At 59.5% G+C, this 26,640-nt stretch carries 26 protein-coding genes; 5 read left to right on the forward strand and 21 right to left on the reverse strand.

Translation table 11 applies throughout. The features are described from left to right. Nucleotides 1-20: 20 nt before the first annotated feature. Complete coding sequence (locus BLU11_RS09195) at nucleotides 21-305, reverse strand: ComEA family DNA-binding protein (RefSeq protein WP_090273059.1); 285 nt, start codon at nucleotides 303-305, stop codon at nucleotides 21-23. 209 nt (nucleotides 306-514) lie between these two features. Here BLU11_RS09195 and BLU11_RS09200 point away from each other — a divergent pair, with 209 nt between their 5' ends. Continuing rightward, on the forward strand, nucleotides 515-1,552 hold the full coding sequence (locus BLU11_RS09200) for a response regulator (RefSeq protein ID WP_090273060.1): 1,038 nt from the start codon (nucleotides 515-517) through the stop codon (nucleotides 1,550-1,552). A 28-nt stretch (nucleotides 1,553-1,580) separates the two neighbouring features. Continuing rightward, on the forward strand, nucleotides 1,581-2,552 hold the full coding sequence (locus tag BLU11_RS09205) for a sensor domain-containing diguanylate cyclase (RefSeq protein ID WP_090273061.1): 972 nt from the start codon (nucleotides 1,581-1,583) through the stop codon (nucleotides 2,550-2,552). Nucleotides 2,553-2,580: 28 nt separating this feature from the next. Here BLU11_RS09205 and BLU11_RS09210 read toward each other — a convergent pair whose 3' ends face one another. The 16 genes from BLU11_RS09210 to leuC all read right to left on the reverse strand — a co-directional run bounded on the left by BLU11_RS09210 (nucleotide 2,581) and on the right by leuC (nucleotide 20,867). Continuing rightward, nucleotides 2,581-3,798 (reverse strand): O-succinylhomoserine sulfhydrylase, encoded by a 1,218-nt coding sequence (locus tag BLU11_RS09210; RefSeq protein WP_090273062.1) that lies wholly within the window; start codon nucleotides 3,796-3,798, stop codon nucleotides 2,581-2,583. A gap of 15 nt (nucleotides 3,799-3,813) precedes the next feature. Further along, nucleotides 3,814-5,319 carry an amidophosphoribosyltransferase gene (gene purF, locus BLU11_RS09215; RefSeq protein ID WP_090273063.1) on the reverse strand — a complete coding sequence of 502 codons (1,506 nt, stop codon included), beginning with the start codon at nucleotides 5,317-5,319 and terminating at the stop codon, nucleotides 3,814-3,816. A gap of 60 nt (nucleotides 5,320-5,379) precedes the next feature. Continuing rightward, complete coding sequence (locus BLU11_RS09220; RefSeq protein WP_090273064.1) at nucleotides 5,380-5,862, reverse strand: CvpA family protein; 483 nt, start codon at nucleotides 5,860-5,862, stop codon at nucleotides 5,380-5,382. Nucleotides 5,863-5,978: 116 nt separating this feature from the next. Next, nucleotides 5,979-6,599, reverse strand: a complete 621-nt coding sequence (locus BLU11_RS09225; protein ID WP_090273065.1) for an SPOR domain-containing protein — start codon at nucleotides 6,597-6,599, stop codon at nucleotides 5,979-5,981. Next, complete coding sequence (folC, locus tag BLU11_RS09230; RefSeq protein WP_090273066.1) at nucleotides 6,599-7,882, reverse strand: bifunctional tetrahydrofolate synthase/dihydrofolate synthase; 1,284 nt, start codon at nucleotides 7,880-7,882, stop codon at nucleotides 6,599-6,601. Before folC ends, BLU11_RS09225 begins: the two co-directional genes overlap by 1 nt. After that, on the reverse strand, nucleotides 7,882-8,799 hold the full coding sequence (gene accD, locus BLU11_RS09235) for an acetyl-CoA carboxylase, carboxyltransferase subunit beta (RefSeq protein WP_090273067.1): 918 nt from the start codon (nucleotides 8,797-8,799) through the stop codon (nucleotides 7,882-7,884). Before accD ends, folC begins: the two co-directional genes overlap by 1 nt. A gap of 53 nt (nucleotides 8,800-8,852) precedes the next feature. Then, a complete protein-coding gene (trpA, locus tag BLU11_RS09240) occupies nucleotides 8,853-9,656 on the reverse strand; it encodes a tryptophan synthase subunit alpha (RefSeq protein ID WP_090273068.1) in 804 nt (267 codons plus the stop codon). 9 nt (nucleotides 9,657-9,665) lie between these two features. Further along, nucleotides 9,666-10,883, reverse strand: coding sequence for a tryptophan synthase subunit beta (gene trpB, locus BLU11_RS09245; protein ID WP_090273069.1), 1,218 nt, complete (start codon nucleotides 10,881-10,883; stop codon nucleotides 9,666-9,668). Further along, the gene (locus BLU11_RS09250; protein ID WP_090273070.1) at nucleotides 10,876-11,496 is read right to left on the reverse strand and encodes a phosphoribosylanthranilate isomerase; all 621 of its coding nucleotides are present in this window, start codon (nucleotides 11,494-11,496) and stop codon (nucleotides 10,876-10,878) included. The genes trpB and BLU11_RS09250 overlap by 8 nt, the downstream gene beginning before the upstream one ends. Nucleotides 11,497-11,555: 59 nt before the next feature. Further along, the gene (gene truA, locus BLU11_RS09255) at nucleotides 11,556-12,410 is read right to left on the reverse strand and encodes a tRNA pseudouridine(38-40) synthase TruA (RefSeq protein WP_090273071.1); all 855 of its coding nucleotides are present in this window, start codon (nucleotides 12,408-12,410) and stop codon (nucleotides 11,556-11,558) included. Nucleotides 12,411-12,413: 3 nt separating this feature from the next. Then, entirely contained in the window at nucleotides 12,414-15,212 is a 2,799-nt protein-coding gene (locus BLU11_RS09260; protein WP_172828684.1) for a FimV/HubP family polar landmark protein, read from the reverse strand. Between the two features lie 166 nt (nucleotides 15,213-15,378). Beyond that, nucleotides 15,379-16,401, reverse strand: coding sequence for an aspartate-semialdehyde dehydrogenase (locus tag BLU11_RS09265; RefSeq protein WP_157718642.1), 1,023 nt, complete (start codon nucleotides 16,399-16,401; stop codon nucleotides 15,379-15,381). 89 nt (nucleotides 16,402-16,490) lie between these two features. Next, nucleotides 16,491-17,603: an aspartate-semialdehyde dehydrogenase gene (gene asd, locus BLU11_RS09270; protein WP_090273074.1), complete on the reverse strand. Its 1,113-nt coding sequence runs from the start codon at nucleotides 17,601-17,603 to the stop codon at nucleotides 16,491-16,493. A gap of 79 nt (nucleotides 17,604-17,682) precedes the next feature. Next, nucleotides 17,683-18,765 carry a 3-isopropylmalate dehydrogenase gene (leuB, locus tag BLU11_RS09275; RefSeq protein WP_090273075.1) on the reverse strand — a complete coding sequence of 361 codons (1,083 nt, stop codon included), beginning with the start codon at nucleotides 18,763-18,765 and terminating at the stop codon, nucleotides 17,683-17,685. A gap of 24 nt (nucleotides 18,766-18,789) precedes the next feature. Beyond that, nucleotides 18,790-19,437, reverse strand: a complete 648-nt coding sequence (gene leuD / locus BLU11_RS09280; RefSeq protein ID WP_090273076.1) for a 3-isopropylmalate dehydratase small subunit — start codon at nucleotides 19,435-19,437, stop codon at nucleotides 18,790-18,792. Beyond that, nucleotides 19,434-20,867 carry a 3-isopropylmalate dehydratase large subunit gene (leuC, locus tag BLU11_RS09285; RefSeq protein ID WP_090273077.1) on the reverse strand — a complete coding sequence of 478 codons (1,434 nt, stop codon included), beginning with the start codon at nucleotides 20,865-20,867 and terminating at the stop codon, nucleotides 19,434-19,436. Before leuC ends, leuD begins: the two co-directional genes overlap by 4 nt. 140 nt (nucleotides 20,868-21,007) lie before the next feature. Here leuC and BLU11_RS09290 point away from each other — a divergent pair, with 140 nt between their 5' ends. After that, the gene (locus BLU11_RS09290; RefSeq protein WP_090273078.1) at nucleotides 21,008-21,889 is read left to right on the forward strand and encodes a LysR family transcriptional regulator; all 882 of its coding nucleotides are present in this window, start codon (nucleotides 21,008-21,010) and stop codon (nucleotides 21,887-21,889) included. Nucleotides 21,890-21,969: 80 nt separating this feature from the next. Next, on the forward strand, nucleotides 21,970-22,506 hold the full coding sequence (locus BLU11_RS09295) for a glycine zipper 2TM domain-containing protein (protein ID WP_090273079.1): 537 nt from the start codon (nucleotides 21,970-21,972) through the stop codon (nucleotides 22,504-22,506). A 73-nt stretch (nucleotides 22,507-22,579) separates the two neighbouring features. Here BLU11_RS09295 and BLU11_RS09300 read toward each other — a convergent pair whose 3' ends face one another. Beyond that, the gene (locus BLU11_RS09300) at nucleotides 22,580-23,464 is read right to left on the reverse strand and encodes a LysR family transcriptional regulator (RefSeq protein ID WP_090273080.1); all 885 of its coding nucleotides are present in this window, start codon (nucleotides 23,462-23,464) and stop codon (nucleotides 22,580-22,582) included. Nucleotides 23,465-23,565: 101 nt separating this feature from the next. On the opposite strand from BLU11_RS09300, the gene BLU11_RS09305 reads away from it, so the two are divergent. Next, nucleotides 23,566-24,339, forward strand: coding sequence for a ferredoxin--NADP reductase (locus tag BLU11_RS09305; protein ID WP_090273081.1), 774 nt, complete (start codon nucleotides 23,566-23,568; stop codon nucleotides 24,337-24,339). Between the two features lie 113 nt (nucleotides 24,340-24,452). Here BLU11_RS09305 and BLU11_RS09310 read toward each other — a convergent pair whose 3' ends face one another. From BLU11_RS09310 to aroC, 3 genes are all read right to left on the reverse strand, one after another. Next, nucleotides 24,453-25,217: an SDR family oxidoreductase gene (locus tag BLU11_RS09310; protein ID WP_090273082.1), complete on the reverse strand. Its 765-nt coding sequence runs from the start codon at nucleotides 25,215-25,217 to the stop codon at nucleotides 24,453-24,455. After that, entirely contained in the window at nucleotides 25,214-25,399 is a 186-nt protein-coding gene (locus tag BLU11_RS09315; protein WP_090273083.1) for a PLDc N-terminal domain-containing protein, read from the reverse strand. Before BLU11_RS09315 ends, BLU11_RS09310 begins: the two co-directional genes overlap by 4 nt. A gap of 79 nt (nucleotides 25,400-25,478) precedes the next feature. Next, nucleotides 25,479-26,570: a chorismate synthase gene (gene aroC / locus BLU11_RS09320; protein WP_090273084.1), complete on the reverse strand. Its 1,092-nt coding sequence runs from the start codon at nucleotides 26,568-26,570 to the stop codon at nucleotides 25,479-25,481. Nucleotides 26,571-26,640 lie beyond the last annotated feature (70 nt).

Consider the following 26,640-nt stretch of genomic DNA (forward strand, 5'->3'; position numbering starts at 1 on the left):
GCTGAAGGGAGCGCCATAGGTTACTGCAGAGCGATACGAGCGCGATTGTTTTCAACGGTCGCCGGACCGATACCCTTGACCACAGTCAGTTGATCGACCGACTCGAACTGACCATTCTCCTGGCGATGGGCAACAATGGCTTCGGCCTTGGCCATGCCGATACCTTTCAGACCTTCGGCGATTTCAGCCGCGCTGGCATCGTTGATATTGACCGTGACCATGGGTTCAGCGACGGCTTCAGCGAAAGCCGGCACGGCCAGCCAGGCGGACAAACTGAAGATGACGGCAGCAAGGATCGTTTTCATGATATTTCTCCATTGATAAAGGAATTGAACCGCACATCAAGGGAGAAACCCGAACAACAATCAAACCATAACGCTTCCCTGCGGCACCCCGTCAAACTAGCCCCAAGATCCCTGCAACAACAGCACTTAAAGGCAAATCTGTGAAGAATCTCTCACAACAATGCCGCCTGTCACCAAAAAGGTGACAGCGCAGCATCCGCAATGGCATTATGCCGCCACCGCAATCACCGGAAAAGGACAGCCAAGTGGACGACGCCATACCCCTGCTGGTATGCGACGATTCAAGCATGGCCCGCAAGCAGCTGATCCGCAGCCTGCCGGCAAACTGGCCATTCAGGATCACCCAAGCCGAGAACGGCCTGCTCGGTTTGGAAGCGATTCGCCAGAACGAGGGACGCATAGTACTCCTCGATCTCACCATGCCCGAGCTGAATGGCTTCGACGTACTTGCTCGCATACGCGACGAAGGTCTGCAGGCCGACGTCATCGTCATCTCCGGTGATGTGCAGCAGGAAGCCATTCGGCGCGCCAAGGCGTTGGGAGCCCGATCCTTCCTGCGCAAACCCGTCGACCCACTGGAACTGGAAGCTGCTCTGCTGGCCCTGGGTATGGGGCTCCCCCCTGCTCCACTGCAGCCCGAGAATATCACCTCTCATTGTCTGCCCTCGGTCAGCTTCCGTGATGCCTTTCGTGAACTGGCCAATATATCCATGGGCCGCGCCGCTGAGTTGCTGGCACGGGTGCTGAATGTCTTTATCTGTCTGCCGGTCCCCAACGTCAATATTCTGGAAGTCAGCGAGCTGCAAATGGCCCTGGCTGATGCCCAGGGCAACCAGCAGGTCTCGGCCATCTGTCAGGGCTATATAGGCGGTGGCATTGCCGGTGAAGCCTTATTGATCTTCCATGATTCGAAGATCAGTGATGTCGCCGGCCTGCTGAACAGTCAGTTGAATGCGACTCCGCACCTGGAACTGCTGCTGGACCTCGCGGCCATCATAACCGGCGCCTGCCTCAATGGCCTGTCTGAACAGCTCGACATCCAGCTATCACTGGGACACCCACTGGTGCTCGGCCAGCACTGCACAATCGAGGAACTGATCCGGCTCAATCGCCCCCGCTGGAAACGGACCCTGGCGGTTGAGATCAGTTATGCCCTGGAAAACCATGATATCCAGTTCGACCTCATTCTGCTGTTCACCGAGGACTCGATACCCAAACTGCAGCAGAAGATTGAGCTGCTGATCTGATGCTCACTACGTGCAGGAAGACCCAGCCATGACAGCGCCACTTGATATCAGCGAATTGCACTGGATGCTGGACATCGTCCAGAGCATCGATGTCGGCGTGGTCGTACTGAACCGAGACTATCGAATACAGGCGTGGAACAGCTTCATGGAAAACCACTCCGGCATGTCTGCCAATCAGGTAGCTCAACAGTCATTGCTCGACCTGTTTCCGGAAATCGATCGCCCCTGGTTCACCCATAAGGTCGAAACGGCCATCATGCTCGGCATCCGCACCTTCACCATCTGGGAGCAACGTCCCTATCTGGTGCGGTTCAAGAGTTATCAGCCGATAACCGGACTGGCTGATGAAATGTATCAGAACGTCACCATTCTGCCCCTGCGCTCGATCAGTGCCACGTCCGACCACGTTTGCCTGATCATCTATGATGTGACCAATGCTGCCATCAACAAGCGTCAGCTGCAGGCAGCCAATACTCAGCTTCAGGAACTGGCTCTGCATGACGGCCTGAGCGGTCTGCTCAACCGCCGTCACTGGGAAAACTGCCTGGAGCGCGAGTTCGCTCGCCACAGGCGCCACAATAGTCAGGCCAGCCTGGTGCTGTTCGATATCGATCATTTCAAGAAATTGAATGACAGCCATGGGCATAGGGCAGGCGACGAGGTCATCCGCCAGGTGGCCCGAGTGACCCGCCAGATGGCACGGGAGAGTGACTATGCCGGTCGTTATGGCGGTGAGGAGTTCGTCGTTCTGCTGCCCCACACCGGCCTGGAAGGAGCCCGTCAGTTTGCTGAGCGGCTACGCTGCAGCATCGAGCAACTCAACGTAGATTATGAAGGCCTGGTTCTGACCTGCACCGCCAGTATGGGCGTGGCGTGCATGGAAGAGGACATGCCCGGATATGGCATGCTGATCGAGGCCGCGGACCGTGCGCTGTATCGATCCAAGGCCAATGGTCGTAACTGCATCACCTTGAGTAAAGCCGGGGAGCTTGCCCTGTAACCCTGCAGGTAACGCCCCCCCCACAGCCCTAGCCGCGCGCTGCAGCCAACCCGCGCTGCAGGTCCGCACGCAGATCGGCCACCTCTTCCAGGCCAACCGCCAGGCGGATCAACCCTTCATGAATGCCCGCCGCTTGCCGAGTCTCGGCACTCAGCCGGCCATGGGTGGTGCTTGCGGGGTGGGTAATGGTGCTCTTGGCATCACCCAGATTGGCGGTGATGGAAATCAGACGTGTGGCATCGATGAACCGCCATGCGGCCTCGCGACCACCGCGGACTTCAAAGCTGACCACGGCACCGAAGGCCGACTGCTGCGCCCTGGCCAATTCATGCTGCGGGTGGCTGGGCAGCCCGGCATAATAGACACGCTCGATATCCGGCTGCTCATCCAGCCACTCCGCCAGCTCCTGAGCGGCCGCACAATGGGCGGCCATACGCAGACGCAGCGTTTCCAGCCCCTTGAGAAATACCCAGGCGTTGAATGGGCTCAATGTCGGACCTGCCGTACGCAGAAAACCGACAACTTCCTGCATATGCTCCTTGCGCCCGGCCACGATCCCACCCAGACAGCGGCCCTGACCATCAATGTACTTGGTCGCGGAATGGATGACGATATCCGCACCCAGGTCCAGCGGCTTCTGCAAGGCTGGCGTGCAGAAACAGTTATCCACGGCGAGCAATGCGCCCTGCTCTCTGGCGACCGCAGCCAGCCCACGAATGTCCACCAGCTCGGCCAACGGGTTGGATGGCGATTCGACAAAGAACAGCCGGGTGTTGGGCTTGCAGGCAGCACGCCAGCCATCCAGATCAGCCAGAGTGACATAATCCACTTCCACACCGAAACGCTTGAAGTACTTGTCGAACAGACTGACGGTGGCGCCGAACACGCTGCGCGATACCAGAATATGGTCACCAGCGCTGCACAGACTCATGACAGTAGCCATAATGGCCGCCATGCCGGAGGCTGTCGCCACCGCCTGCTCCGCATTCTCCAGCGCAGCAATGCGCTGCTCGAAGGTGCGTACCGTTGGATTCATGTAGCGCGAATAGACGTTACCGGCGCGCTCGCCGGAAAAACACGCAGCGGCGTCACCGGCGCTGCGGAATACGTAGCTGGAAGTCAGAAACAGCGCTTCACCATGCTCGGCCTCCGGGCTGCGATGCTGGCCGGCACGCACCGCCAAGGTGTCGAAACCGGCCTCTTCAAGATCGCTGTCCAGACGCCCTGGCTGCCAATCGGAAATCATCTTCGCCCCCACTGATCAGTTATTGTGCAGGCCGATATTGGCATTTTCGACATCAGACAGCGCCCTGACTGCATCGTTGCGCGACTGCTCGATCTTGCCCAGATAGGCTTCATTGATATCGCCGGTGACGTATTCGCCGTTGAACACCGAGCAGTCGAACTCGTCGATCACCGGATTACCTTCCTTCACCGCCTCGACCAGATCTTCCAGATCCTGGTAGACCAGCCAGTCGGCGCCGATCAACTCGGCCACTTCTTCGGTGGTCCGGTTGTGGGCGATCAGCTCGTGGGCAGAAGGCATATCGATACCATAGACGTTCGGGTAACGCACCGCCGGGGCCGCCGAGCAGAAATAGACATTCTTCGCCCCGGCTTCGCGGGCCATCTGAATGATCTGCCGACAGGTGGTGCCTCGGACGATGGAATCATCCACCAGCAGCACATTCTTGCCGCGGAATTCCAACTCCATGGCATTGAGTTTCTGGCGCACCGACTTCTTGCGTGCAGCCTGGCCGGGCATGATGAAAGTACGACCGATATAGCGGTTCTTGACGAAGCCCTCACGGAACTTGACGCCCAGGTGATTGGCCAGCTCGACCGCCGAGGTGCGGCTGGTATCCGGGATCGGAATGACTACATCGATGCCGTGATCCGGATGCTCGCGCAGAATCTTCTCGGCCAGCTTCTCGCCCATGCGCAGGCGCGCCTTGTACACCAATACGCCGTCAATGATGGAGTCGGGACGAGCCAGATAGACGTGCTCGAAGATGCAGGGCGCATACTTCGGATTGATAGCGCACTGACGGGTGAATATCTCGCCGTCCACGGTGATGAATACCGCTTCGCCGGGAGCCAGATCGCGGATAGTTTCGAAGCCGAGCACATCCAGCGCGACACTTTCCGAGGCCACCATGTACTCAACACCCTGTTCGGTTTCACGCTTGCCGTAGACGATCGGGCGGATCCCATTGGGATCGCGGAAGCCGACGATACCGTGACCGGTGATCATGGCCACTGCGGCATAACCGCCACGACAGCGGTCATGCACCGTACGCACCGCGTTGAAGATATCCTCTTCGGTCGGATTCAGCTTGCGCTCACTGGCCAGCTCATGGGCGAACACATTGAGCAGCACTTCCGAGTCGGAGTTGGTGTTGACGTGGCGCAGGTCGGATTCGTAGAGCTCCTTGGACAGTTGCTCGACGTTGGTCAGGTTGCCATTGTGCGCCAGGGTGATGCCGTAGGGCGAATTCACATAAAACGGCTGCGCCTCGGCCGAGGTGGACGAGCCTGCCGTTGGATAACGCACATGCCCCAGGCCCATGGTACCCACCAGGCGTTGCATGTGCCGCTGATGAAAGACATCGCGCACCAGCCCGTTGTCCTTGCGCAGGAACAGTCGCTCGTTATCGCAGGTCACGATGCCGGCGGCGTCCTGGCCGCGATGCTGCAGGACGGTCAAGGCATCATAGAGCGCCTGATTGACGTTCGACTTGCCCACTATGCCAACAATGCCACACATGCCTAACCACCTTTCTCGTTGAAAATGAAAAATATCAGCAGCAAAGGTCGACGCCCGATATCAGCGTCCGACCAGACCGAGAATGAGGTTCTTCGACCAGTCCGCCACCAACAGAAAATGAGGAATGAAAGCCGATTCACGCCACCAGACATCGGCCTGCACCGGCGCCAGACTCAGCAAACCGACGGCCACCACAACCAATAACGCACCTCGCGCCGCACCGAACACCATACCGAGAAAGCGATCGGTTCCGGTCAGTCCGGTCACCAACACCAGTTGACCGATCAGATAATTGATCAGACCACCGAGAATCAAGGTCAATACAAAAAGAATGGCGCAGGCCGTGATCACCCGGATGGACGGTGTATCGATGTAACCAGTCAACAGGTCCGCCAATGCGCCACCGAACACCCAGGCAACCAGCCCGGCGATGACCCAGGTCAACAGAGACAATGCTTCCTTGACGAAGCCACGGGTCAGGCTGATCAGAGCGGAGACGGAAATTACAGCGATTATGGCCCAGTCAACGCCGGCTAATGTCACGGTAAGGCATCCAATAACGAAAAACGTATTCTACCAGAGCCGTGCATCGCATCGAAACAGGCAATCGCGAACAGCTCCACAGGCATCACTGATTTGCCGATGCCTGTGGAGACTCTTCAGCGGGCGCGGTTGCCGTCGTCCTGAGCCAGAATCAGACCTTTGCTCTGATGGCGGCGCTGCAGCTCATCGCGCACTCTGGCAGCCGCCTCGCGGCTCTCAAGCGGACCGATGAAAACTCGCACAATAGTCTTGCCATTCGACTGCGCGGAACGGGTATAGGCGTTGTAGCCCTGGCCGGCCAGCGTCTGGCGGAAGCTGTCGGCATTCTCGGTACTGGAGAAACTCGCTTGCTGGATCACCCAGCCGCCAGCAGTAACTGCGGCCGCTGGCGGCTGCTCGACTGGCGCAGGCTCCGGTTCCGGCTCTGATGGGGTCACTGCAGAGTCCGGCTCGGTGACCACCGGCGCGGCCGGCTCGATAGAAGCGGTCTGCGGCAACGGTGTGGCAGTGCTGTCACCCGGAGCGGACTGTGGCATATCCGGCACGGGCGCCGGTTCGGGCAATATCGGCGGTACGGCGACGGCAATCTCACGCTCGTCCAGCACCGGCGCTTCCGGCACCTCCACCTCGACCTGCTCGGTTTCATCCTGCCCGGACAGCAACATGGGCAGGAATACCACCGCTGCCACCACCAATACCAAGGCACCTATGATGCGCTGTTTGAGGCCTTCATCCATTATCTGTCTCCGCCGGTCTGATCGTTAAGCCAGAGTATGGCCTCGGAAACCGAGAAAAACGACCCGAAAATCACGATTTCTGTGTCGGCAGGCGAGTTATCCAGCTGGTATGCAATCGCCTCACCGATGGAGCCAAACGCCATGGCAGTTTCTCCGCCCGCGCTCAATTGTTGCGCCAGTCGCTGCGCATCATGCGAGCGCGGACTCGGCAAAGGCGCCACCGCCCAGGAATCGAACTGGCGGCTCAGTTGCTTCAGGATGCCTTCGAGGTCCTTGTCCGCCAACAAACCAAAAACCGCAATGCGGCGGGCCGGCCTGGCTGCCAGATGCGCTGACAGAAAGGCGGCAGCCTGGGGGTTATGCCCCACGTCCAGGCATAGCTCGCGCACCTGACCATTCCAATGCAATGTGCGATGGTCCAGTCGCCCCGGAACGAAGGCATCGACCAGCGCGGCAGCAATAGTCTCGTCAGGCATATCCAGGCCGGCAGCCCAGAAAGCCTGAACGGCTGAACACAGGTTGTCGCGAGGCAGACGGACCGGCGGCATCTCGATATGCCGGGTGGCTCGCTCACCGCCCTTGCCGAAAAGCGTCCAGGAACCTTCCCTGCCGGGCGTCCACCCATACTCGCGACCCCGCTGCAGCATGCCTACCTGCAGCTCGTTCACCCGCTGCACAAAACGCGGAGGCAGATCAATTTCCGAACACACCAGCGGGCGACCCTGGCGCAGAATGCCGGCTTTTTCATAGCCTACCGAATCGCGGTCATGGCCCAGATAATCGCTATGGTCCAGACCAATGCTGGTGACCACTGCCACATTGGCATCCACCACATTGACCGCGTCCAGACGCCCGCCCAGCCCCACTTCCAGTACCACAGCATCAAGTCCGGCGCGCTTGAACAGCCAGAGCGCCGCCAGAGTGCCGAATTCGAAGTAGGTCAGGGAAATGGCGCCACGGGCCTGGTCGATAGCCGCAAAGGCAGCACACAGATCCGCATCAGTGACCGGCTGACCGTCAATGCTGACACGTTCGTTGTACTGCACCAGATGCGGGGATGCGTAGCAGCCGCTGCGCAGGCCAGCGTGCCGAAGCAGGCTATCCAGCGCAGCACAGGTGGAACCCTTGCCATTGGTACCGGTAACGGTGAACACCAGCGGTGCCGGGTCCAACACATCGAGACAGGAGGCCACTTCGGCCACCCGCTCCAGCCCCATATCGATTTCTGCCGGATGCAACCGTTCCAGTTGCGCCAGCCAATCGGCCAACCCCATGGCCTGCATCAGACGTCGCCAGTCACTTCCGCGTCTGCGATAGGCAGCTCGGGCTCGCTCGTGACCGGGGCCGGCTGATTGGTCAGCAGCGCCAGGATACTTGCCAGCCGGTCGCGCATTTCATGACGCGGGATGATCATGTCCAGCGCGCCATGGTCCAACAGGAACTCGCTGCGCTGAAAGCCTGCAGGCAGCTTCTCGCGCACGGTCTGCTCGATGACACGCGGCCCGGCAAAACCGATCAGCGCATTGGGCTCGGCTACGTTGAGGTCCCCCAACATCGCCAGGCTGGCAGACACGCCGCCGTAGACCGGGTCGGTCATGACCGAAATGAAGGGAATCCCCTCCTCTTTCAATCTTGCCAGCGCAGCACTGGTCTTGGCCATCTGCATCAGCGAGAACAGCGCCTCCTGCATCCGCGCACCGCCGGAGGCAGGGAAGCAGACATAGGGGATACGTTCACGCAGGGCTATTTCGGCACCGCGGACGAATCGCGCGCCAACCACGCTGCCCATGGAGCCACCCATGAAGTTGAACTCGAAGGCGCTGGCCACCAGCGGCATGCCCTTGAGCGAGCCCTGCATGACCACCAGCGCATCCTTCTCACCGGTCTGCTTCTGGGCTGCAACCAGGCGATCCTTGTACTTCTTGGTATCACGGAACTTGAGCTTATCAACCGGCTCCAGTTCGGCGGCAATTTCAGTACGACCATCGGCATCAAGAAAGATATCGAGACGACGGCGCGCATTGATCCGCAGGTGATGGCTGCATTTGGGGCAGACCTCCAGATTCTTTTCCAGCTCGGGGCGGTACAGCACCGCGTCGCAGGATGGGCACTTGCGCCACAGCCCTTCGGGCACGCTGCTCTTCTGCGCCTCGGAACGCACGATGGAAGGAATCAGTTTATCCACCAACCAGTTGCTCATTGCCAATCCTTATCTGTTGTCTGCTTCACCAAAATACACGAATGCGCTGTCGCTCAACGATCCATGGCTGCCCGCATGTCGCGGATGACTGCCGTGATGCCGGCCCGGGCCTGCACCGGATCACCCACATGCGCGGCAATCTGCTTGACCAGAACCGAACCGACTACCACGCCATCCGCCACAGCACCAACGGCAGCGGCGGAGGCGCCATCGGCAATACCGAAACCGACGCCGATCGGCAGATCGGTAACGGTTCGCAGCTGCTCCAGCTTTTCTGCTACTTCGGTGACGTTCAGCGCGGCCGATCCGGTCACACCTTTCAGTGAAACATAATAGACATAACCACTGGCCAGCTCACAGATTTTACGTGCGCGGGCCAGAGTGGTGGTGGGTGCCAGCAGGAAAATGCAGTCCAGACCGTACTCACGGAACAGCGGCACCACCTCTTCAGCTTCTTCCGGCGGCAGATCCACGGTCAGCACACCATCAATTCCCGCATCCGCCGCCTGCTCGGCAAACGCCTGATAGCCCATACGCTCCATCGGGTTCAGGTAGCCCATCAGCACCACCGGAGTGGTCTGGTTGGTGGTACGAAATGCGCGGACCATATCCAGCACATCACGCAGACTGACGTCGTGCGCCAATGCCCGCTCCATGGCCAGCTGGATAACCGGGCCATCGGCCATCGGGTCGGAGAATGGAATCCCCAGCTCGATCACGTCGACCCCGGCCTCAACCAGCTCATGCATCAATGGCAAGGTCATTTCCGGGTTCGGGTCGCCGGCGGTGAAGTAAGGGATCAGCGCCTTACGGCCATCGGCGCGCAGGGTGTCAAAACACTGTTTAATTCGGCTCATGTCACACCTTCAAATGCTGATGCCGTCGATACCGGCGACAGTATGGATATCCTTGTCGCCGCGACCGGACAGGTTCACCACGATGATCTGATCGGGACGCATGGTCGCCGCCAGCTTCATGGCATAGGCAACTGCATGACTGGACTCCAGCGCCGGCATGATGCCTTCGACCTGGGTCAGCTCGCGGAATGCGGCCAGCGCCTCGGTATCGGTGGCGTCAACGTAATCAACGCGCCCGATATCCTTCAACCAGCTGTGCTCTGGTCCCACTCCCGGGTAATCGAGACCAGCAGATACCGAATGAGTCTCGGTGATCTGTCCGTTCTCATCCGACATCAGATAAGTGCGATTGCCATGCAATACGCCAGGCAGACCGCCATTCAAGGGCGCTGCGTGGCGGCCTGTGTCCAGCCCATCACCGGCGGCCTCGACGCCATACATGGCAACGCCCTGGTCTTCCAGGAAAGGATGGAACAGGCCGATGGCGTTGGAGCCACCGCCGACACAGGCAACCAGCGCATCAGGCAGGCGACCGGCCTGCGCCAGGCACTGTTCGCGGGCTTCACGACCGATCACGCACTGGAAGTCACGGACCAGCTTGGGATACGGATGCGGGCCGGCAACAGTACCGATGATGTAGAAGGTGTCATCGATGTTGGTCACCCAGTCGCGCATGGCTTCGTTCATCGCATCCTTGAGTGTCTTGGAGCCAGAGGTAACCGGAATCACCTCGGCGCCCAGCAGCTTCATGCGATAGACGTTCAGCGCCTGACGCTTGACGTCCTCAGCACCCATGTACACCTGACACTTCAGGCCCAGGCGCGCAGCAACCGTAGCCGTAGCCACGCCGTGCTGGCCGGCGCCGGTCTCGGCAATCACCCGGGGTTTGCCCATATGCTTGGCCAACAGCGCCTGACCGATGGTGTTGTTCACCTTGTGCGCACCGGTGTGGTTCAGGTCTTCACGCTTGAGCCAGATCTGTGCGCCGCCGATCTTTGCGGTCAGTCGCTCGGCGAGATAGAGCGGCGATGGCCTCCCCACATAGTGGGCCAGATCGCGGTCGAACTCGGCCTGAAAGTCGGGATCTTTCACCAGCTTTTCATACAGCGTTTCGAGTTCATCGAGCGCATCCATCAGCGTCTCGGAAACAAAGCGACCGCCGTAGGGGCCAAAATGGCCACGCTGATCGGGCACACTTGCATAATCGATAGGGGTTGAATCAGACACGCTTCACCTCATGAATAAAAGCGTTGATTTTGTCGACATCCTTGATTCCCTTGGCGGCTTCAACGCCACCACTGACATCCACCGCCCATGGCGCTGTCATGTCGATGGCCTGGCGTACATTGTCCGCCTGCAGACCACCGGCCAGAACCAGTGTCCAGGGACGTTGTGAAGGAATCATCGACCAGTCAAAGGTCTCTCCGGTACCACCCGGCACGCCGGGCTTGTAACTGTCCAGCAGAATGCCACTGGCGCCTGGCCAATTGCCGGCCAGCGCATTCAGGTCATCCCCTGGGCGCACCCGTACAGCCTTGAGATAGGGCCGGGCAAAGCGCTGGCAGAAAGAATCGGGCTCCTCGCCATGGAATTGCAACAGATCCAGCGGCACCCGCTCCAGCACGGCGCGAATGTCAGCTTCCGGCGCATCGACGAACAGGCCGACTACGGTGACAAAGGGCGGCAACGCCTGAACGATGGCACCGGCCTGCTTGATGCTGACCGCGCGCGGGCTGGCGGCATGAAATACCAGACCAATGGCATCAGCTCCGGCCTGAGCTGCCGCCAGAGCATCCTCCACCCGGGTAATGCCACAGATTTTGATACGCGCCATAGGCAATCACAGACTCTGAATGGGGAAAGCAGACGATAGTAGCAGATCAGCCCTGAGGGCGTCAGTCAGTCCGATTCATTGAGTGCCGATAGAAAATGCGGGCCCAGATAGCGTTGCGGCAGATCAAAGTGATCGGCATAGGTTACGTCGACCAGATACAGACCAAACGCCGGCGCCGTCAGGCCACCGGTTCGACGATCACGCGCATGCAATATCTCACCGGCCCAATCGATCGGTCGCTCGCCACAGCCGATCTGCATCAGTACCCCGGCAATATTGCGCACCATGTGGTGCAGAAAGGCACTGGCACGGATATCCAGCACAATGAACTTGCCGAAACGCACCAGCTTGAGGTGATGGATGGTTTTTACCGGCGACTTGGCCTGACAGGCGACGGCCCGGTATGAGGTAAAGTCATGCTCACCGACCAATACCTGTGCAGCTTCCTGCATCCGCTCGATATCCAGCGGCCGGTAGTTCCAGGTGACCTCACGCCCGAGCTGCGCCGGACGCACCGGATCATTGTAGATCACGTACCGGTAGCGCCGGGCCTTGGCTGAAAAGCGCGCATGAAAATCCATGCCCACCGGCTTCGCCCAGACCAGACTGATATCGTGAGGGAGATTGGCGTTGGCACCATGGAACCAGTTCATCGGCTCCCGCCTGGCGGTACTGTCGAAGTGAATGATCTGGCAGGAGGCATGCACCCCGGCGTCGGTACGCCCTGCGCAGAACAGCTGAATCGGATGATTAGCCACCCGAGACAAAGCCTTTTCGACGGCTTCCTGAACACTCCGCACGCCGGACTGCTGACGCTGCCATCCGCGGTAGGCTGTCCCACTGTATTCAACGCAGGCAGCTACCCTTGAAACAACAGCGGCCGCCTCGGAGGCGGCCGCTTCTACCGTTGTACTACTCATCTATCAGCCAATCTGCCCTATCATTTCGCGAGCGTCCTGCTGCTGTTGTTCGTTTCCTTCCTCAACCACTTCGGCAAGGATATCACGCGCACCTTCCTCATCACCCATGTCGATATAGGCGCGGGCCAGATCCAGCTTGGTGGCACATTCATCGGTATCCGACAGGAAGTCGAAATCGTCATCATCCAGATTGTCGGACGGCATCGGATCCTCATCGAGGGTAACGTCTGGCGCAGCGTCAGACTCAATTTCTGCAGAAGCCTGGTCGGCACTGTTGTCGCCCGCACCTTCCTCTGCATGCATGACTGATTGCAGCTCTGCCTCGAAGCCGGCCAGGTCATCATCGGTAAGGGTAAAACTGTCGTCCGCGGCCGGTGTTTGCGCGTCATCCTGCGTCACCTCAGAGCCGGCCAGATTCGTCGCCTCGAACTCGGCCAACAGATTATCCGCCTGCAACTCATCATCCAGATTCAGTTCGAAGTCATCGTTCGATGGCGCTGGCGACACCCCTTGAGCATCGACCGGCTCCACGACATCCGCTGCGCTGTCGAACATATCGGTATCTGCGTTGGCCGATGCGGGGTCAGACAGCTCTTCATCCAGATCAAAATCCAGATCGAAGCCGGCGCCCTGCTCGTCGGCCGAGTCCGCCAGTGAAGCCGCCGCGTCCTCTTCCAGGCCGAAGTCGCTGAAGTCGAACTGATCGGCATCACTATCCAGTGCAATGGCTCCGCCTTCACCCTCGCCCTCGTTATCGATGACTGGCGCGTCTTCCAGCGACTCCTCCAGCGAGAGCTCTTCTACATCTGCTTCGCTGCCATCATCCATCAATGCTGCACCTGTCATCAGGCCGGCAGCCATCAAGGGGTAGCGGGCATTCATCATTTCCACCGCGGCATCTGCCACACCCATGCGGCGCAAGGCTTCGGCCTGGGCGGAATAGCCCTGAGGATTTTCCCGCAGCGCTTCAACTTCCATCATTTTCAACCGCAGATCCGTACGCTCCGGCTCCTCGTAGATGGCCGACTGCAATGCGTCAGCAGCCTGATCCAGCTTGCCGTAGGCGATCAAGGCATCGGCTTCGATAAGCGGGTCTTCAGCGATGCCCATGTCTTCCTGGCTGTCGGCTTGCGCGTCGGCTAGGGCCACATTGAAGTCGTCGTTGTCACTCTCGCTGCTGTCATCCTCACCACTGACTGCAGTCTGAGCGATGAAATTGTCAGCCAGTTCGGCCTCACGGCGGGCGTTGCGGCGGGCAATAGCCATCAGAATCAACAGCAACAGCAGCAGCGCGACAACGCCGGCGCCCAGCAACAGACTCTGGTTCTGCATGAACCGCTGTAGCAGGGCTTCAGGTGATTTGCTATCCATGCGCGCTTCCTCGCCAGTCGGTGCAACCGGTGCTGGTTGCACCAGAGCAGCGGTACTGTCGGGCTCCGCGGGTGATTGCTCGGCCGGAACAGCCAGCGGCGCTACGGCAATCTGCTCTTCGTCGGTGCTGGTGTCCCCGGCGTCCTCTTCAGCCTCACCGGATTCGGCGCCAGACTCTGCTGCAGCCTCTTGCTCCAACGGGAGATCGGCTTCAACCGGCTCGTCGGCCAGTGCTGTGGTGTCAACCAGCGTAGTGTCAACCTGGGCATTTTCTTCCGGCACCGGCAGAATGTCGGGCAGCTCATCATCACCGTTCAGCTCGCTCTGGAGCGCAGCCAGCTGGGCATCCTTGAGCTCAAGCAGGCGTTGCAGTGTTTCCAATTGGCCCTGAATGTCGGCCAACCGATCATTGAGTTCATCTTTTTCCCGCTCGGTGGAGTCCAACTGCTCCTTGGTACGATCCAGGGCGTCACGCAGGCCACCGTTCTCGCCATCTGCTGCCGAGTCCGTGTTGGTCTCGCTCGCCTCATCAGTACCGGAAAGCAGGCGCAGGGAGTCTTCGTTGCGCGCTTGTGCAGGCGCAGCGCCGGCCACGTCCCGTTCACGCGCATCCAGTTGTCTTGGCGCAGGCTTGGTGGCTGGCCGACGGTTCTGCCAGGCGGTCGTCTGGCTGGCGACCTGCGCTACTGCATCAGCGCGGCTGCGGGTAGCGGCCTGCTCGGCATTCGGCAAGGTCAGCGTCTGGTCAGCTCTGAGGCTGTTGATATTATCGCCGATGAAGGCGGTGGGGTTCAGGTCCTGAATTGCCAGCATGGTCTGATGCACACTGGCGCCTTGCGGACGGTTCTTCAACGCGATGTCCCACAAGGTGTCGGCACGCGTGGTCTTCCACTCACCGGAAGCAGCGCCGCTGGACCCCGGGGTGGCGCTCGACTGAGCTGCGGGTCTTGCCGGAGCTGGGCGGACTATATTGCCGGAAGCAGAGGGAGCCGGCCGGGCTATCGGGGCACTGGCAGCGACCGGCGCCGGCTGATACAGCGGCGGATCCAGCAGCAAGGTGAATTCACGCAGTACGCGTCCGGACGGCCAACGCACTTCCATCAGGAAATTCAGGTACGGTTCCTTGACCGGGCGGGTCGAAGTCACCCTGATGACGGCCTTGCCATCTTGTCTGACAACCGGAGTAAAGGTCAGATCAGTGAGGAAGAACGAACGATCGATACCGGCCTTGCCGAAGTCATCGGGCGACGCCAATACCGAGCGAATCTCACTGCTGCTCAGGTCACGGACCTGCAGCAGCTCAATTTCGGCATCCAATGGCTGATTCAGGGCTGAACGCAGGTTGATCTCACCAATCCCCAGCGCTTGGACCATATTGGATGACATCAGGGCACTAGCTGCGGCGACAGCCAAAACCAGTTTACGAACCATAGCGAAGATCCTTTGCTTTATCGTTTTACACGCGTCCATGAACTCCATCACCGCACTACCGGTTCTCCCCCACCGGCAACCGGCAATCTGAAATCAGTCAAACCAAAAATCAGTGTTTGCCCGGACAATCCTTAAGTGATTGTTACAAATCCGCAGCAAGTATCGATTACAAATGGTCTTTTATCAATAACTCTGCGACAGCAAGACTGTTAAGTGCGACACCTTTTCGAAGATTATCAGACACAAGCCACATACTGATACTGAGCGGATCAAAAGAATCCTGTCGCAGCCGCCCTACCCAGACCTGATCAGTGCCGGTTGCATCGACTACCGGTGTCGGATAACCGCCCGCGGCCGGTCGATCAAGCAGTTTGACGCCGGACGCCTTGCGCAGCAGGGTCGCGGCACGCTTGGCGGTCAGCTCTTCACGCGTGCGAATCTGCATGACCTGAGCGCTGCCAAAGAAAGTCGGCACCAGCACACAGGTAGCGGATATCGGCAATTGCGGCAACTGCAGAATGCGGCGTACATCCTCGGCCAGTTGCGACTCTAGCTGACTATTTCCATTTTCGTCCGCCTCGCCAATCCGCGGTATCAGATTGAATGCAGCCTGCTTCTCCAGAGCGCCCTTCTCCGCCGGCTGCCCATTGAGCAGACGACCGGTCTGCAGCGCCAGGGCCTCGACCTCGTCGCCACCCAGCGTCGACATGGACTGATAGGTAGCCAGAGTAACGGCCTGCAAACCCGCCTGTGCAACCAAGGGCTGCAAGGCGGTCACTGTCTGTACTACCTGAGCATCCGGGCAGGCAACAATGCCGCCGCGCTCACGAACACCCTGCAGCGCTGCGGGGTTTACATCGGCCACCACCAGCGGGACGGAAGTGTCATGCCGGAAAGCACCGCAGGCATCCACCACCAGACAACCGGCTGCAACCGCCTGGGCTGTCCAGCCCATTGCCAATTCGGGATCGACAAACAACACCAGCGCCACCTGTGAAAAATCAAATCGCTCCAGCACCTCGACCCGCTGGCTCTGCCCCTTGAGCATGGGCCGGCCACCGGCACGATCCTCGATATCCAGCAGGTGAATCCGAGCAAAGGAAAAATCCTGGTCATCCAGCACATTCAGCAGGGTTTCTCCTGCCAGGCCACTCACACCCACTATCGCGACATCACCGGTCTTGCTCATAGACATTCTTTCCCGACTGAATCCTGAAAACACAAAGGGCACCCCCGTCATACGGGGGTGCCCAATTATTGGTTGCTACCCGGAGCGAATCAACCCTCGAGCAGAATCCGCAGCATGCGCCGCAGCGGCTCAGCAGCACCCCAGAGCAGCTGATCGCCAACGGTAAAGGCCGACAGATACTGCGAGCCCATATTCAGCTTGCGCAAACGTCCCACCGGCACTTTCAGCGTGCCGGTCACAGCGGTCGGAGTCAGGTCGCGAATGGTGGCTTCCTTCTCGTTCGGCACCACCTTGGACCAGGGATTGTGCGCATCCAGCATGGCTTCGATATCCGCCAGCGGCACATCCTTGTTCAGCTTGATGGTCAGCGCCTGGCTGTGGCAGCGCATGGCGCCGATGCGCACGCAGATGCCATCCACCGGAATCGGACGACCACTGCGACCAATGATCTTGTTGGTTTCTGCCTGGGCCTTCCACTCTTCGCGGCTCTGCCCACTGGGCAGCTGCTTGTCGATCCAGGGGATCAGGCTGCCGGCCAGGGGCACGCCGAAGTGCTCAGCCGGGAAACTGTCATCACGCAGGGTCGCTGCCACCTGGCGATCGATATCCAGGATGGCGCTGGCGGGATCAGCCAGCTTATCGGCAACCGACCCGTTGATCACGCCCATCTGGTTGATCAGCTCACGCATGTTCTGCGCACCGGAGCCACTGGCGGCCTGGTAGGTCATGGCAGTCATCCATTCGACCAGTCCATTCTCGAACAGACCACCAAGCCCCATCAGCATCAGGCTGACAGTACAGTTGCCGCCGACGAAGGTCTTGGTGCCATCACGCAGGGCCTGATCGATGCTCCGACGGTTGACCGGATCCAGCACGATGAGCGACTCATCTTCCATGCGCAGCGCGGAAGCGGCGTCGACCCAGTAGCCTTCCCAACCCTCGGCACGCAGCTTGGGATAGACGGCGTTGGTGTAATCGCCACCCTGACAGGTGATGATGATGTCCATGGGCTTGAGGGCTTCGATGTCGTAAGCATCCTTCAGCTCGGGAATGCCCTTGCCGATATCCGGGCCGGTACCACCCACGTTGGAGGTGGTGAAAAATACCGGATCAATGGATGCAAAGTCATTCTCTTCGCGCATACGCTGCATGAGCACGGAACCTACCATGCCCCGCCAACCGATCAGACCAACTTGTTTCATAACTGCAGACCCCCAGGGGGTAAAATTCTCGACAATTGCACCCGGTTAGCGCCGGGTGCAAATTAAGCAATGCGACAGGTTACAGGTTTTTCAACGCCGCGACCACGGCGTCACCCATTTCCCGGGTGCCGACCTGGCGACAGTCTGCCGCCATGATGTCACCGGTACGCAGGCCCTGGTCCAGTACCTGACTGACCGCTTTCTCGATGGCATCGGCTGCATCCGCTTCAGCAAAGCTGTAGCGCAGCATCATGGATACCGAGAGAATGGTGGCCAGCGGATTGGCAATGCCTTGCCCGGCGATATCCGGCGCGCTGCCATGGCAGGGCTCGTACATGCCCTTGTTCTGCGCATTCAGCGAGGCCGACGGCAGCATGCCGATGGAGCCGGTGAGCATGGACGCCTGATCCGACAGAATGTCACCGAACATGTTGTCGGTAACAATCACGTCGAACTGCTTGGGCGCACGGACCAACTGCATGGCGGCATTGTCGACATACATGTGCGACAGCTCCACATCCGGATAGTCCTTGGCCACCTCCTCCACCACTTCGCGCCACAGCTGACTGGACGCCAGCACGTTGGCCTTGTCCACCGAGCACAACTTCTTGCTGCGCAGACGGGCCATGTCGAAGCCGACGGTGGCGATACGGCGGATCTCGCTTTCGCTGTAGGGCAAGGTGTCGTAGGCCTGACGCTCGCCATTGTCCAATACCCGGCGCTCGCGCGGCTGACCGAAGTAGATGCCGCCGGTCAGCTCACGAACGATGAGAATATCCAGACCGGAAACCACTTCAGGTTTGAGGGTGGAAGCCTCGGCCAGTTGCGGATACAGCAGCGCCGGACGCAGGTTGCCGAACAGCTGCAACTGCGAACGGATCTTCAGCAGCCCGCGCTCGGGGCGCAGCGCCGGCTCAATGGTGTCCCACTTGGGACCACCGACCGCGCCCAGCAGAATAGCGTCAGCCTGGCGTCCGCGCTCCAGGGTCTCGTCAGCCAGCGGCGTGCCGTATCGATCATAGGCCGCGCCACCCAGATCGTCGTAGCTCAGCTCGACGCCCAGGTTGTATTTTTCGCTGGCAGCTTCCAGCACCTTGACCGCTTCGGCAACGATTTCCGGACCAATACCATCGCCGGGGAGAATCAGAATATTCTTTGACATATTGTTGTAAACCTTTGGTTTATATCACTTGATCGCGCCAAACAGCCAGGGTTGCGCCTGCCGGTGTTTCTCTTCGAAAGTACCAATGGCATCAGCGTCCTGCAGTGTCAGGCCGATATCGTCCAGGCCCTCCAGCAGGCAGTGCTTGCGGAAGGCATCGATATCAAAGCTGTAGCTTTTGCCGTCCGGGCGGATAACGGCTTGCGCCTCCAGGTCGACGGTCAACTGATAGCCTTCTTCAGCCGCAGCCTGCGCAAAAAGCGCATCGATATCTTCTTCAGCCAAAACAATAGGTAACAAACCATTCTTGAAGCTGTTATTGAAGAAGATATCCGCAAAGCTCGGCGCCAGCACGGCGCGGAAACCGTACTCATCCAGCGCCCAGGGCGCATGCTCACGGCTGGAGCCGCAACCGAAGTTTTCCCGTGCAAGCAATACGCTGGCGCCTTGATAGCGCGGCTGGTTGAGGACGAAATCAGGGTTCAGCGGACGCACGGAGTTGTCCTGTCCCGGATAACCTTCATCCAGATACCGCCACTCATCGAACAGGTTGGCGCCGAAACCGGTGCGCTTGATCGACTTCAGAAATTGTTTCGGAATGATCTGATCAGTATCCACATTGGCGCGATCCAAGGGTGCGACCAGCCCGGTGTGTTTGGTAAAGGCCTTCATGCAGTCGCCTCCTCTCTGAGCATCTCTCTTACATCAACGAAATGGCCAGCAATCGCTGCCGCTGCCGCCATGGCCGGACTGACCAGGTGTGTGCGCCCGCCATTACCCTGCCGACCTTCAAAGTTGCGGTTGGAGGTCGAAGCGCAATGCTCGCCCGCCTGCAAGCGGTCGGGATTCATCGCCAGACACATGGAGCAACCCGGATCGCGCCACTCAAAGCCAGCCGCCTTGAAGATCACGTCCAGCCCTTCGCGCTCGGCCTGCTCCTTGACCAACCCCGAACCCGGTACCACCATCGCCTGCTTGATGCTTCCGGAAACCCGGCGCCCCTTGACCACGATCGAGGCCGCCCGCAGATCTTCGATGCGCGAGTTGGTGCAGGAACCGATGAACACGCGATCCAAGGCAATGGAGGTGATCGGCTGATTGGCCTCCAGGCCCATGTACTGCAGAGCCCGCTGATAGCCACTGCGCTTGACCGGATCAGCCTCTTTTGCCGGATCCGGCACGTTGGCATCCACCGCCACGACCATTTCCGGTGAAGTCCCCCAGGACACCTGCGGCTGAATCTGCGCGGCATCCAGTTCGACAACAGTATCGAACTCGGCATCGGCATCGGATACCAGCTCTTGCCAGGCGATCACGGCATTATCCCAATCCTCGCCTTTGGGCGAGTAAGGACGGTCCTTGACGTAAGCGACGGTTTTCTCGTCACAGGCAACCAGACCCACGCGAGCGCCGGCCTCGATAGCCATGTTACAGACGGTCATGCGCCCTTCCATCGACAAGCCGCGAATTGCCGAGCCGGCAAATTCGATGGCATGGCCGTTACCGCCAGCAGTCCCTATCTTGCCGATCACGGCCAGTACGATGTCCTTGGCGGTCACGCCAAAGCCCAGCTCGCCTTCGACCAGGACCAGCATATTCTTCATTTTCTTGGCGACCAGACACTGGGTCGCCAACACGTGCTCAACCTCGGATGTGCCGATACCATGAGCCAGGGCAGCGAAGGCGCCGTGGGTGGCGGTATGCGAGTCGCCGCAGACAATGGTCATGCCCGGCAGAGTGGCGCCCTGTTCTGGCCCCACCACGTGCACGATACCCTGGCGGCGGTCGGTCATCTGGAATTCCATGATGCCGAAATCGCGGCAGTTGTCATCCAGCGTGGTGACCTGCAACTTGGAGACCTGATCTTCGATACCGGAAGTGCCCGCAGCACGGTTGACCGTCGGCACGTTATGGTCCGGAGTAGCCAGGTTGGCATCGATGCGCCACGGCTTCCGGTCGGCCAGACGCAGCCCCTCGAAAGCCTGAGGCGAGGTTACTTCGTGGAGCAGATGACGATCGATATACAACAACGCTGACCCATCGTCGCGCTGCTTGACCAGATGACTGTCCCAAAGCTTGTCGTAAAGCGTCTTGGCGGACATGCGTATCTCCTGAATCGGCTGATGACTGCGGTCTCGGAAAACCCGGCGGCAGCTCTTTATTGACGAGATGATGGTAAAAGCTGGCATTCAATAAAACAAATTCATTATATTCATGCATTGGATAACCAATTGGAATCCACATGGATACTGCCAACCTCACTGCCTTTCTCGCTGTTGCCGCTACCGGTTCCTTTTCCCGCGCGGCGGAACAGCTGCACCTGACCCAACCGGCCATCAGCAAGCGCATCGCCACACTGGAGCAGCAGCTCGATGCACGCCTCTTCGACCGCATCGGCAAGCATGTCGGCCTCACCGAGGCCGGACGCGCACTGAAGCCCCGGGCCGAACTCATCATCAATACACTGAACGATACCCGACGTGCCTTGGGCAACCTGTCATCCAGCGTCAAGGGGCGCCTGAGCCTGGCCACCAGCCACCATATCGGCCTGCATCGCCTGCCACCGATACTGCGCCGCTTCACCAAGGCGTATCCCGGCGTAGTGCTGGATATTGAATTCCTTGATTCCGAAGTCGCCTACGAAAAGGTCTTGCAAGGCGAAATAGAACTGGCAGTGATTACCCTTGCGCCGGAAGTCGAAGCGCCGATCATTGCCACGCACATCTGGAATGATCACCTGATGTTCGTCGTTGCGCCGGAACATCCGCTGGCCGAAAGACAGGAAGTGACATTGCAGGAGCTGGCCGCGTATCCGGCAGTATTTCCCGGCATCAATACCTTTACCCACAGGGTGGTGGGTCAACTGTTCGACCGGCACGGCATCAGCCCGCAGGTCAGCATGAGCACCAATTATATGGAAACCATCAAGATGATGGTGTCGATCGGCCTCGCCTGGAGCGTGCTGCCGCAGACCATGATCGATACTCAGGTACGGGCGCTCCATGTTCCCAACGCCGGGCTGGTCCGCCAGCTGGGCTGCATTCACCACAGCGGGCGAACACTGTCCAACGCCGGGCAGGCGCTCATTGCGCTGCTGCGCATGGAAGCGGAACAGGACAGCTGAACTTGCACGCCGCCTGAGGGTCTCAGAAGTAGCTTTGCGGATAACCGCATCAGACAAACGCAGTACACAGGGATTTCATCATGAACAAGTCAATGTTGTCAGGCATCATCATCGGCGCTGTAGTAGCCACTGCAGGGGGAGCCATTGCCGGTTACAGTGCCTTATCCGACAAGACACCCACCCACGCGCAGGTAATCAACGTTGTCGAAATAAAGGAAAACGAGCGCATCCCACGTGAGGTCTGCGAGCAGGTAACCGTGACCCGCCAGAAACCGGTCAAGGACCAGCATCAGGTATTGGGTAGCGTGGCCGGTGCAGTGATCGGCGGCGTACTTGGCAATCAGGTTGGCGGTGGTACCGGCAAGAAAATTGCTACCGTGGCGGGCGCTGCTGCCGGCGGCTACGCCGGTAACAAGACCCAGGAGCGCATCCAGTCCGGCAGCACCTATACCACTACCGAACAGCGCTGCGAAACCGTATACGACAACAAGGAAAACCTGGTCGGCTATCAGGTCGAATACAGCATCGGTGACGAGACCGGCACTGTACGCATGGATCGCCACCCCGGTGAAAAGATTCCGCTGCGGGACGGTCAACTGGTACTGGCTGGACAGTAACAGCTTCGATCACAGCCCGGGCACCCTGCCCGGGCCTTCAATTCACCCGCATCACTCGCCTCGCTCGCCGCCTTTATTGCACCTCTTCCTGACACAACTCCAACCAGCGCTGCATGCCCGCACTGAGGAACTTGTTGCGGTGACGTACAAAATACAGCCCACGTTGAAAATCCCGATGCGGTACCGGTAGCGGCACCAGACTGCCGCGACGAAAAGCATCATCCAGCGTGATCGCAGACAGACAACCCACGCCCAACCCCGCCTCCACTGCGCGCTTGATTGCCTCGGTATGCTGCAGTTCCAACTTGATATTCAACTGGGGCAACAAGCCGTGCAGGGCCCACTCGAAGTTCTGCCGGGTACCGGAGCCCTGCTCGCGCACTATCCACTCAGCCTGCAACAGATCCTCGTCAGTCAGCCAGGGCTTGCCCGCCAGCTCATGGTCCGGTGCGCAGAACACCACCAACTCATCGTCCCGCCAATGCAACATCTTCAGATCCGGATGGCGCGTTTCACCTTCAATCAAGCCCAGATCCAGTTCAAAGTTTGCCAGCTTGCGGATGATGGTCGAGGTATTGGCCACCTCAAGCTCGACCCGCGCTCCAGATTGCTCCAGCATATAGCGCGCCATGATCCCGACCGCCAGGTAGTTGCCAACGCTCATGGTGGCACCCACCCGCAAATGACCAATCTCCCGGTGGCCTCCCATTGCCGCCTCCAGGCCACGGGCCTGTTCCAACAGCGCCTCGGCCTTGGGGCGAATGCTCTTGCCGAGCTCATTGAGCTGTAAACGCTTGCCCACCCTGTCAAACAGCTGGATGTTGAACTGCCCCTCCAGATCCCGCAGCGCACTGCTCGCTGCGGATTGGGACATCGCCAGGCTTTCCGCGGCTCGCGTCAGGTTTTCATGAAAGGCAGCGGCCAGAAAGACTTCCAGTTGGCGCAAGGTGTACTTCATTATCGGTTTTACCGTTTATATATAGAAAAATAAATCACTTAACCGGTAGATTAGTCAAAGGGTAGAATGCACGCAATTCAAAGATCCCTAGGGAGGGAATGATGTCCAAATTCAAGACCGAGCGTGTCCTCAGTGTGCACCACTGGACCGACACTTTGTTCTCGTTCAAGACCACCCGCGATCCGGGGCTGCGCTTCAAGAACGGGCACTTCATCATGATCGGTCTGGAGGTGGACAGTCGCCCGCTGATGCGAGCCTACAGTATTGCCAGCCCGAACTACGAAGACACCATGGAGTTCTACAGCATCAAGGTGCCGGACGGCCCACTGACCTCGCGCCTGCAACACATCAAGGAAGGCGATAACATCATCATCAGCAGCAAGCCTACCGGCACGCTGGTGCTGGATAACGTGCTGTCAGGACGCAACCTGTATCTGCTGAGCACCGGCACCGGTCTGGCGCCCTTCATCAGCATCATCCAGGACCCGGAAACCTACGAGCGTTTCGACAAGGTCATCCTCACTCACGGCTGCCGCTGGGTACGTGAGCTGGCCTATCAGAAGCTGATCACTGAAGACCTGCCGAACCATGAGTATTTCGGCGAGCAGGTGGGCGAGCAGCTGATCTATTATCCGACCGTGACCCGCGAGCCCTATCGCAACGAAGGTCGCCTGTCGGATCTGATGACCAGCGGCAAGCTGTTCGAGGATATCGGTCTGCCCAAGCCAAACTTGGAAGATGACCGCTTCATGCTCTGCGGCAGCCCGGCCATGCTCAAGGACTTGACCGCCATTCTGGATGGCTGGGGCTTCGAGGAATCCCGTCAGGGTGTGCAGGCGCATTACGCCATCGAGCGAGCCTTCGTCGAGAAGTAAGTTCTACGACTGTCATCCCCAGCTGCTCGACCGCATCACATGTGCGAGGAGCCGGGGACGGCAAAGCAACAGCACCTGCCATCCCAAGCCTGCCGGTGACTTCTATCTGCAGCTTACTCTCGGTAGATCATCTGCCGGGTCATGCCACCATCCGCAACGATATTCTGCCCGGTAATGAAAGCCGCCGCAGGGCTCAATAAAAACGCTACCAATTCGCCCACATCTTCCGGCTGCCCCACTCTGCCGACGGCATGCTGCTCATGGTCGACTTGCCGCAGCGGGTCATTGACCTGAGATGTTTCGGCGCGGGTATCAATCCAGCCGGGGCTCACCGCATTGACCCGTACTTCGGGGCCCAGACTCACCGCCATCGCATGGGTCAGTGCTACCAGCCCGCCCTTGCTCGCCGCGTAGGCTTCGGTGTGCGGCTCCGACTGCAGCGCCCGTGTCGAGGCGATATTGATGATGGCACCACCACTCGCACGCAGCAGTTCCAAGCACTGCCGGGAGACCAGAAACGCGCCGGTCAGATTGACTGCCAGCAATCGGTTCCAGAACTCAAGACTCAACTGCTCCAGAGGGCCGCTATCCGGATCGGCAAGACCGGCATTATTGACGAGACCGTCCAGCCGACCGAAATCCTCCTCGATCAACTCGACAGTTGCCTGCACACTGGCCTCGTCAGCCACATCCAGCGGTACGAACTCGACCGTACCAAGACGCGCCAGTTCTTCAGCAGCCAACAGCCCCTGCGCCTCGTCCACATCACCCAGCACTACAGACCAGCCGGCGCGCAATAGGCAGGCGGCGATGCCCTTGCCTATGCCACGCGCGGCGCCGGTTACCAGCGCCACGCGCACTTCGTGCAGCTCACTCATGGGCGCTTCGGTCCCTTCTGCCACCAGATAGCCCAGCCAGCCAGGGGCAACAGAGCCACCAAGGCAATCCAGCGTGTTTTGCCACTACGCGATTCGGTGCTCTGGGCAATGCTGCTGATGGCTGACAGCGCGATGAGCAGCAGCGCAATGCCACCCATGACGACAATGAAATTGGTATTCATGATCCCTCCACCTCCGACTGCCCACCACTATAGACCATGGTCGGGCTGCATCATGAACGCCGGCTCATGGCGGGTCAGTTCAAAGCTGACCCAGCACCGGCGTATCAACCTGCACATCGGCATTCTGTGCCCGGTGGCGCAGCAGGTGATCCATCAATACCATGGCCATCATGGCTTCAGCGATCGGCGTGGCGCGGATGCCGACACAGGGATCATGGCGACCCTTGGTAATCACCTCGACCGGGTTGCCCGCGGTATCGATGGAGCGGCCGGGCGTGGTGATGCTGGAGGTCGGCTTGAGCGCCAGATGAGCGACAATCGGCTGGCCGGAGGAAATCCCGCCCAGTACACCGCCAGCATGATTGCTGACAAACCCTTCGGGCGTAAGCTCGTCCCGATGCTCGGTGCCGCGCTGACTGACCGAGGCGAAGCCGGCGCCGATCTCGACACCCTTGACCGCATTGATATTCATCAGCGCATAGGCCAGTTCGGCATCCAGACGATCAAATACCGGCTCGCCCAGTCCCGGCGGTACGCCTTCGGCAATCACGGTGATCCTGGCCCCTACCGAATCCTGATCGCGCCGCAGCTGATCCATGTAGGCTTCAAGCTCAGGCACCTTGTCCGGATCGGCACTGAAAAAGGCATTCTGGCTGACCGCCTCCCAGTTCTTGAACGGAATCTCGATCGGTCCCAGCTGGCTCATGTAACCGCGTACGGTAATACCCTGACTGGCCAGATACTTGCGCGCAATCGCCCCTGCTGCCACCCGCATCGCCGTCTCGCGGGCAGACGAGCGTCCGCCACCACGGTAATCGCGGATGCCGTACTTATGATGATAGGTGTAGTCGGCGTGGGCCGGACGAAACAGATCCTTGATCGCAGAATAATCCTTGGACTTCTGATCGGTATTGCGGATCAACAGCCCAATTGGGCAGCCGGTGGTGCGCCCTTCGAACACGCCGGAGAGAATCTCCACCTCGTCCGGTTCCTGACGCTGGGTGGTATGGCGACTGGTGCCGGGCTTGCGGCGATCCAGGTCCAGCTGCAGATCAGCGGCAGACAGCGCCAGGCCCGGGGGGCACCCATCAACGATGGCCACCAGGGCCGGACCATGGCTTTCGCCGGCGGTGGTGACGGTAAACAGAGTGCCAAGGGTATTTCCGGCCATGCGCGCTATCCAATTTCAGGTTAATGAAAGGCAGGCAGTATAACCTCCCGTCCGGTACGGGTGACAGTCT

This window comes from Halopseudomonas litoralis, assembly GCF_900105005.1.
GTDB classification, from domain to species: domain Bacteria; phylum Pseudomonadota; class Gammaproteobacteria; order Pseudomonadales; family Pseudomonadaceae; genus Halopseudomonas; species Halopseudomonas litoralis.

Bases quoted from the DNA above. Each gene is read 5' to 3' on its own strand.
- BLU11_RS09290 (WP_090273078.1), top strand. From the start codon at position 21,008: ATGGATACTGCCAACCTCACTGCCTTTCTCGCTGTTGCCGCTACCGGT.
- truA (WP_090273071.1), bottom strand. From the start codon at position 12,410: ATGAGTAGTACAACGGTAGAAGCGGCCGCCTCCGAGGCGGCCGCTGTT.
- BLU11_RS09295 (WP_090273079.1), top strand. From the start codon at position 21,970: ATGAACAAGTCAATGTTGTCAGGCATCATCATCGGCGCTGTAGTAGCC.
- leuD (WP_090273076.1), bottom strand. From the start codon at position 19,437: ATGAAGGCCTTTACCAAACACACCGGGCTGGTCGCACCCTTGGATCGC.
- BLU11_RS09205 (WP_090273061.1), top strand. From the start codon at position 1,581: ATGACAGCGCCACTTGATATCAGCGAATTGCACTGGATGCTGGACATC.
- BLU11_RS09200 (WP_090273060.1), top strand. From the start codon at position 515: ATGCCGCCACCGCAATCACCGGAAAAGGACAGCCAAGTGGACGACGCC.
- BLU11_RS09195 (WP_090273059.1), bottom strand. From the start codon at position 305: ATGAAAACGATCCTTGCTGCCGTCATCTTCAGTTTGTCCGCCTGGCTG.
- BLU11_RS09315 (WP_090273083.1), bottom strand. From the start codon at position 25,399: ATGAATACCAATTTCATTGTCGTCATGGGTGGCATTGCGCTGCTGCTC.
- accD (WP_090273067.1), bottom strand. From the start codon at position 8,799: ATGAGCAACTGGTTGGTGGATAAACTGATTCCTTCCATCGTGCGTTCC.
- aroC (WP_090273084.1), bottom strand. From the start codon at position 26,570: ATGGCCGGAAATACCCTTGGCACTCTGTTTACCGTCACCACCGCCGGC.
- folC (WP_090273066.1), bottom strand. From the start codon at position 7,882: ATGCAGGCCATGGGGTTGGCCGATTGGCTGGCGCAACTGGAACGGTTG.
- purF (WP_090273063.1), bottom strand. From the start codon at position 5,319: ATGTGTGGCATTGTTGGCATAGTGGGCAAGTCGAACGTCAATCAGGCG.
- BLU11_RS09300 (WP_090273080.1), bottom strand. From the start codon at position 23,464: ATGAAGTACACCTTGCGCCAACTGGAAGTCTTTCTGGCCGCTGCCTTT.
- BLU11_RS09310 (WP_090273082.1), bottom strand. From the start codon at position 25,217: ATGAGTGAGCTGCACGAAGTGCGCGTGGCGCTGGTAACCGGCGCCGCG.
- BLU11_RS09305 (WP_090273081.1), top strand. From the start codon at position 23,566: ATGTCCAAATTCAAGACCGAGCGTGTCCTCAGTGTGCACCACTGGACC.
- BLU11_RS09225 (WP_090273065.1), bottom strand. From the start codon at position 6,599: ATGGATGAAGGCCTCAAACAGCGCATCATAGGTGCCTTGGTATTGGTG.
- BLU11_RS09260 (WP_172828684.1), bottom strand. From the start codon at position 15,212: ATGGTTCGTAAACTGGTTTTGGCTGTCGCCGCAGCTAGTGCCCTGATG.
- trpA (WP_090273068.1), bottom strand. From the start codon at position 9,656: ATGAGCCGAATTAAACAGTGTTTTGACACCCTGCGCGCCGATGGCCGT.
- BLU11_RS09210 (WP_090273062.1), bottom strand. From the start codon at position 3,798: ATGATTTCCGATTGGCAGCCAGGGCGTCTGGACAGCGATCTTGAAGAG.
- leuB (WP_090273075.1), bottom strand. From the start codon at position 18,765: ATGTCAAAGAATATTCTGATTCTCCCCGGCGATGGTATTGGTCCGGAA.
- asd (WP_090273074.1), bottom strand. From the start codon at position 17,603: ATGAAACAAGTTGGTCTGATCGGTTGGCGGGGCATGGTAGGTTCCGTG.
- BLU11_RS09265 (WP_157718642.1), bottom strand. From the start codon at position 16,401: ATGAGCAAGACCGGTGATGTCGCGATAGTGGGTGTGAGTGGCCTGGCA.
- leuC (WP_090273077.1), bottom strand. From the start codon at position 20,867: ATGTCCGCCAAGACGCTTTACGACAAGCTTTGGGACAGTCATCTGGTC.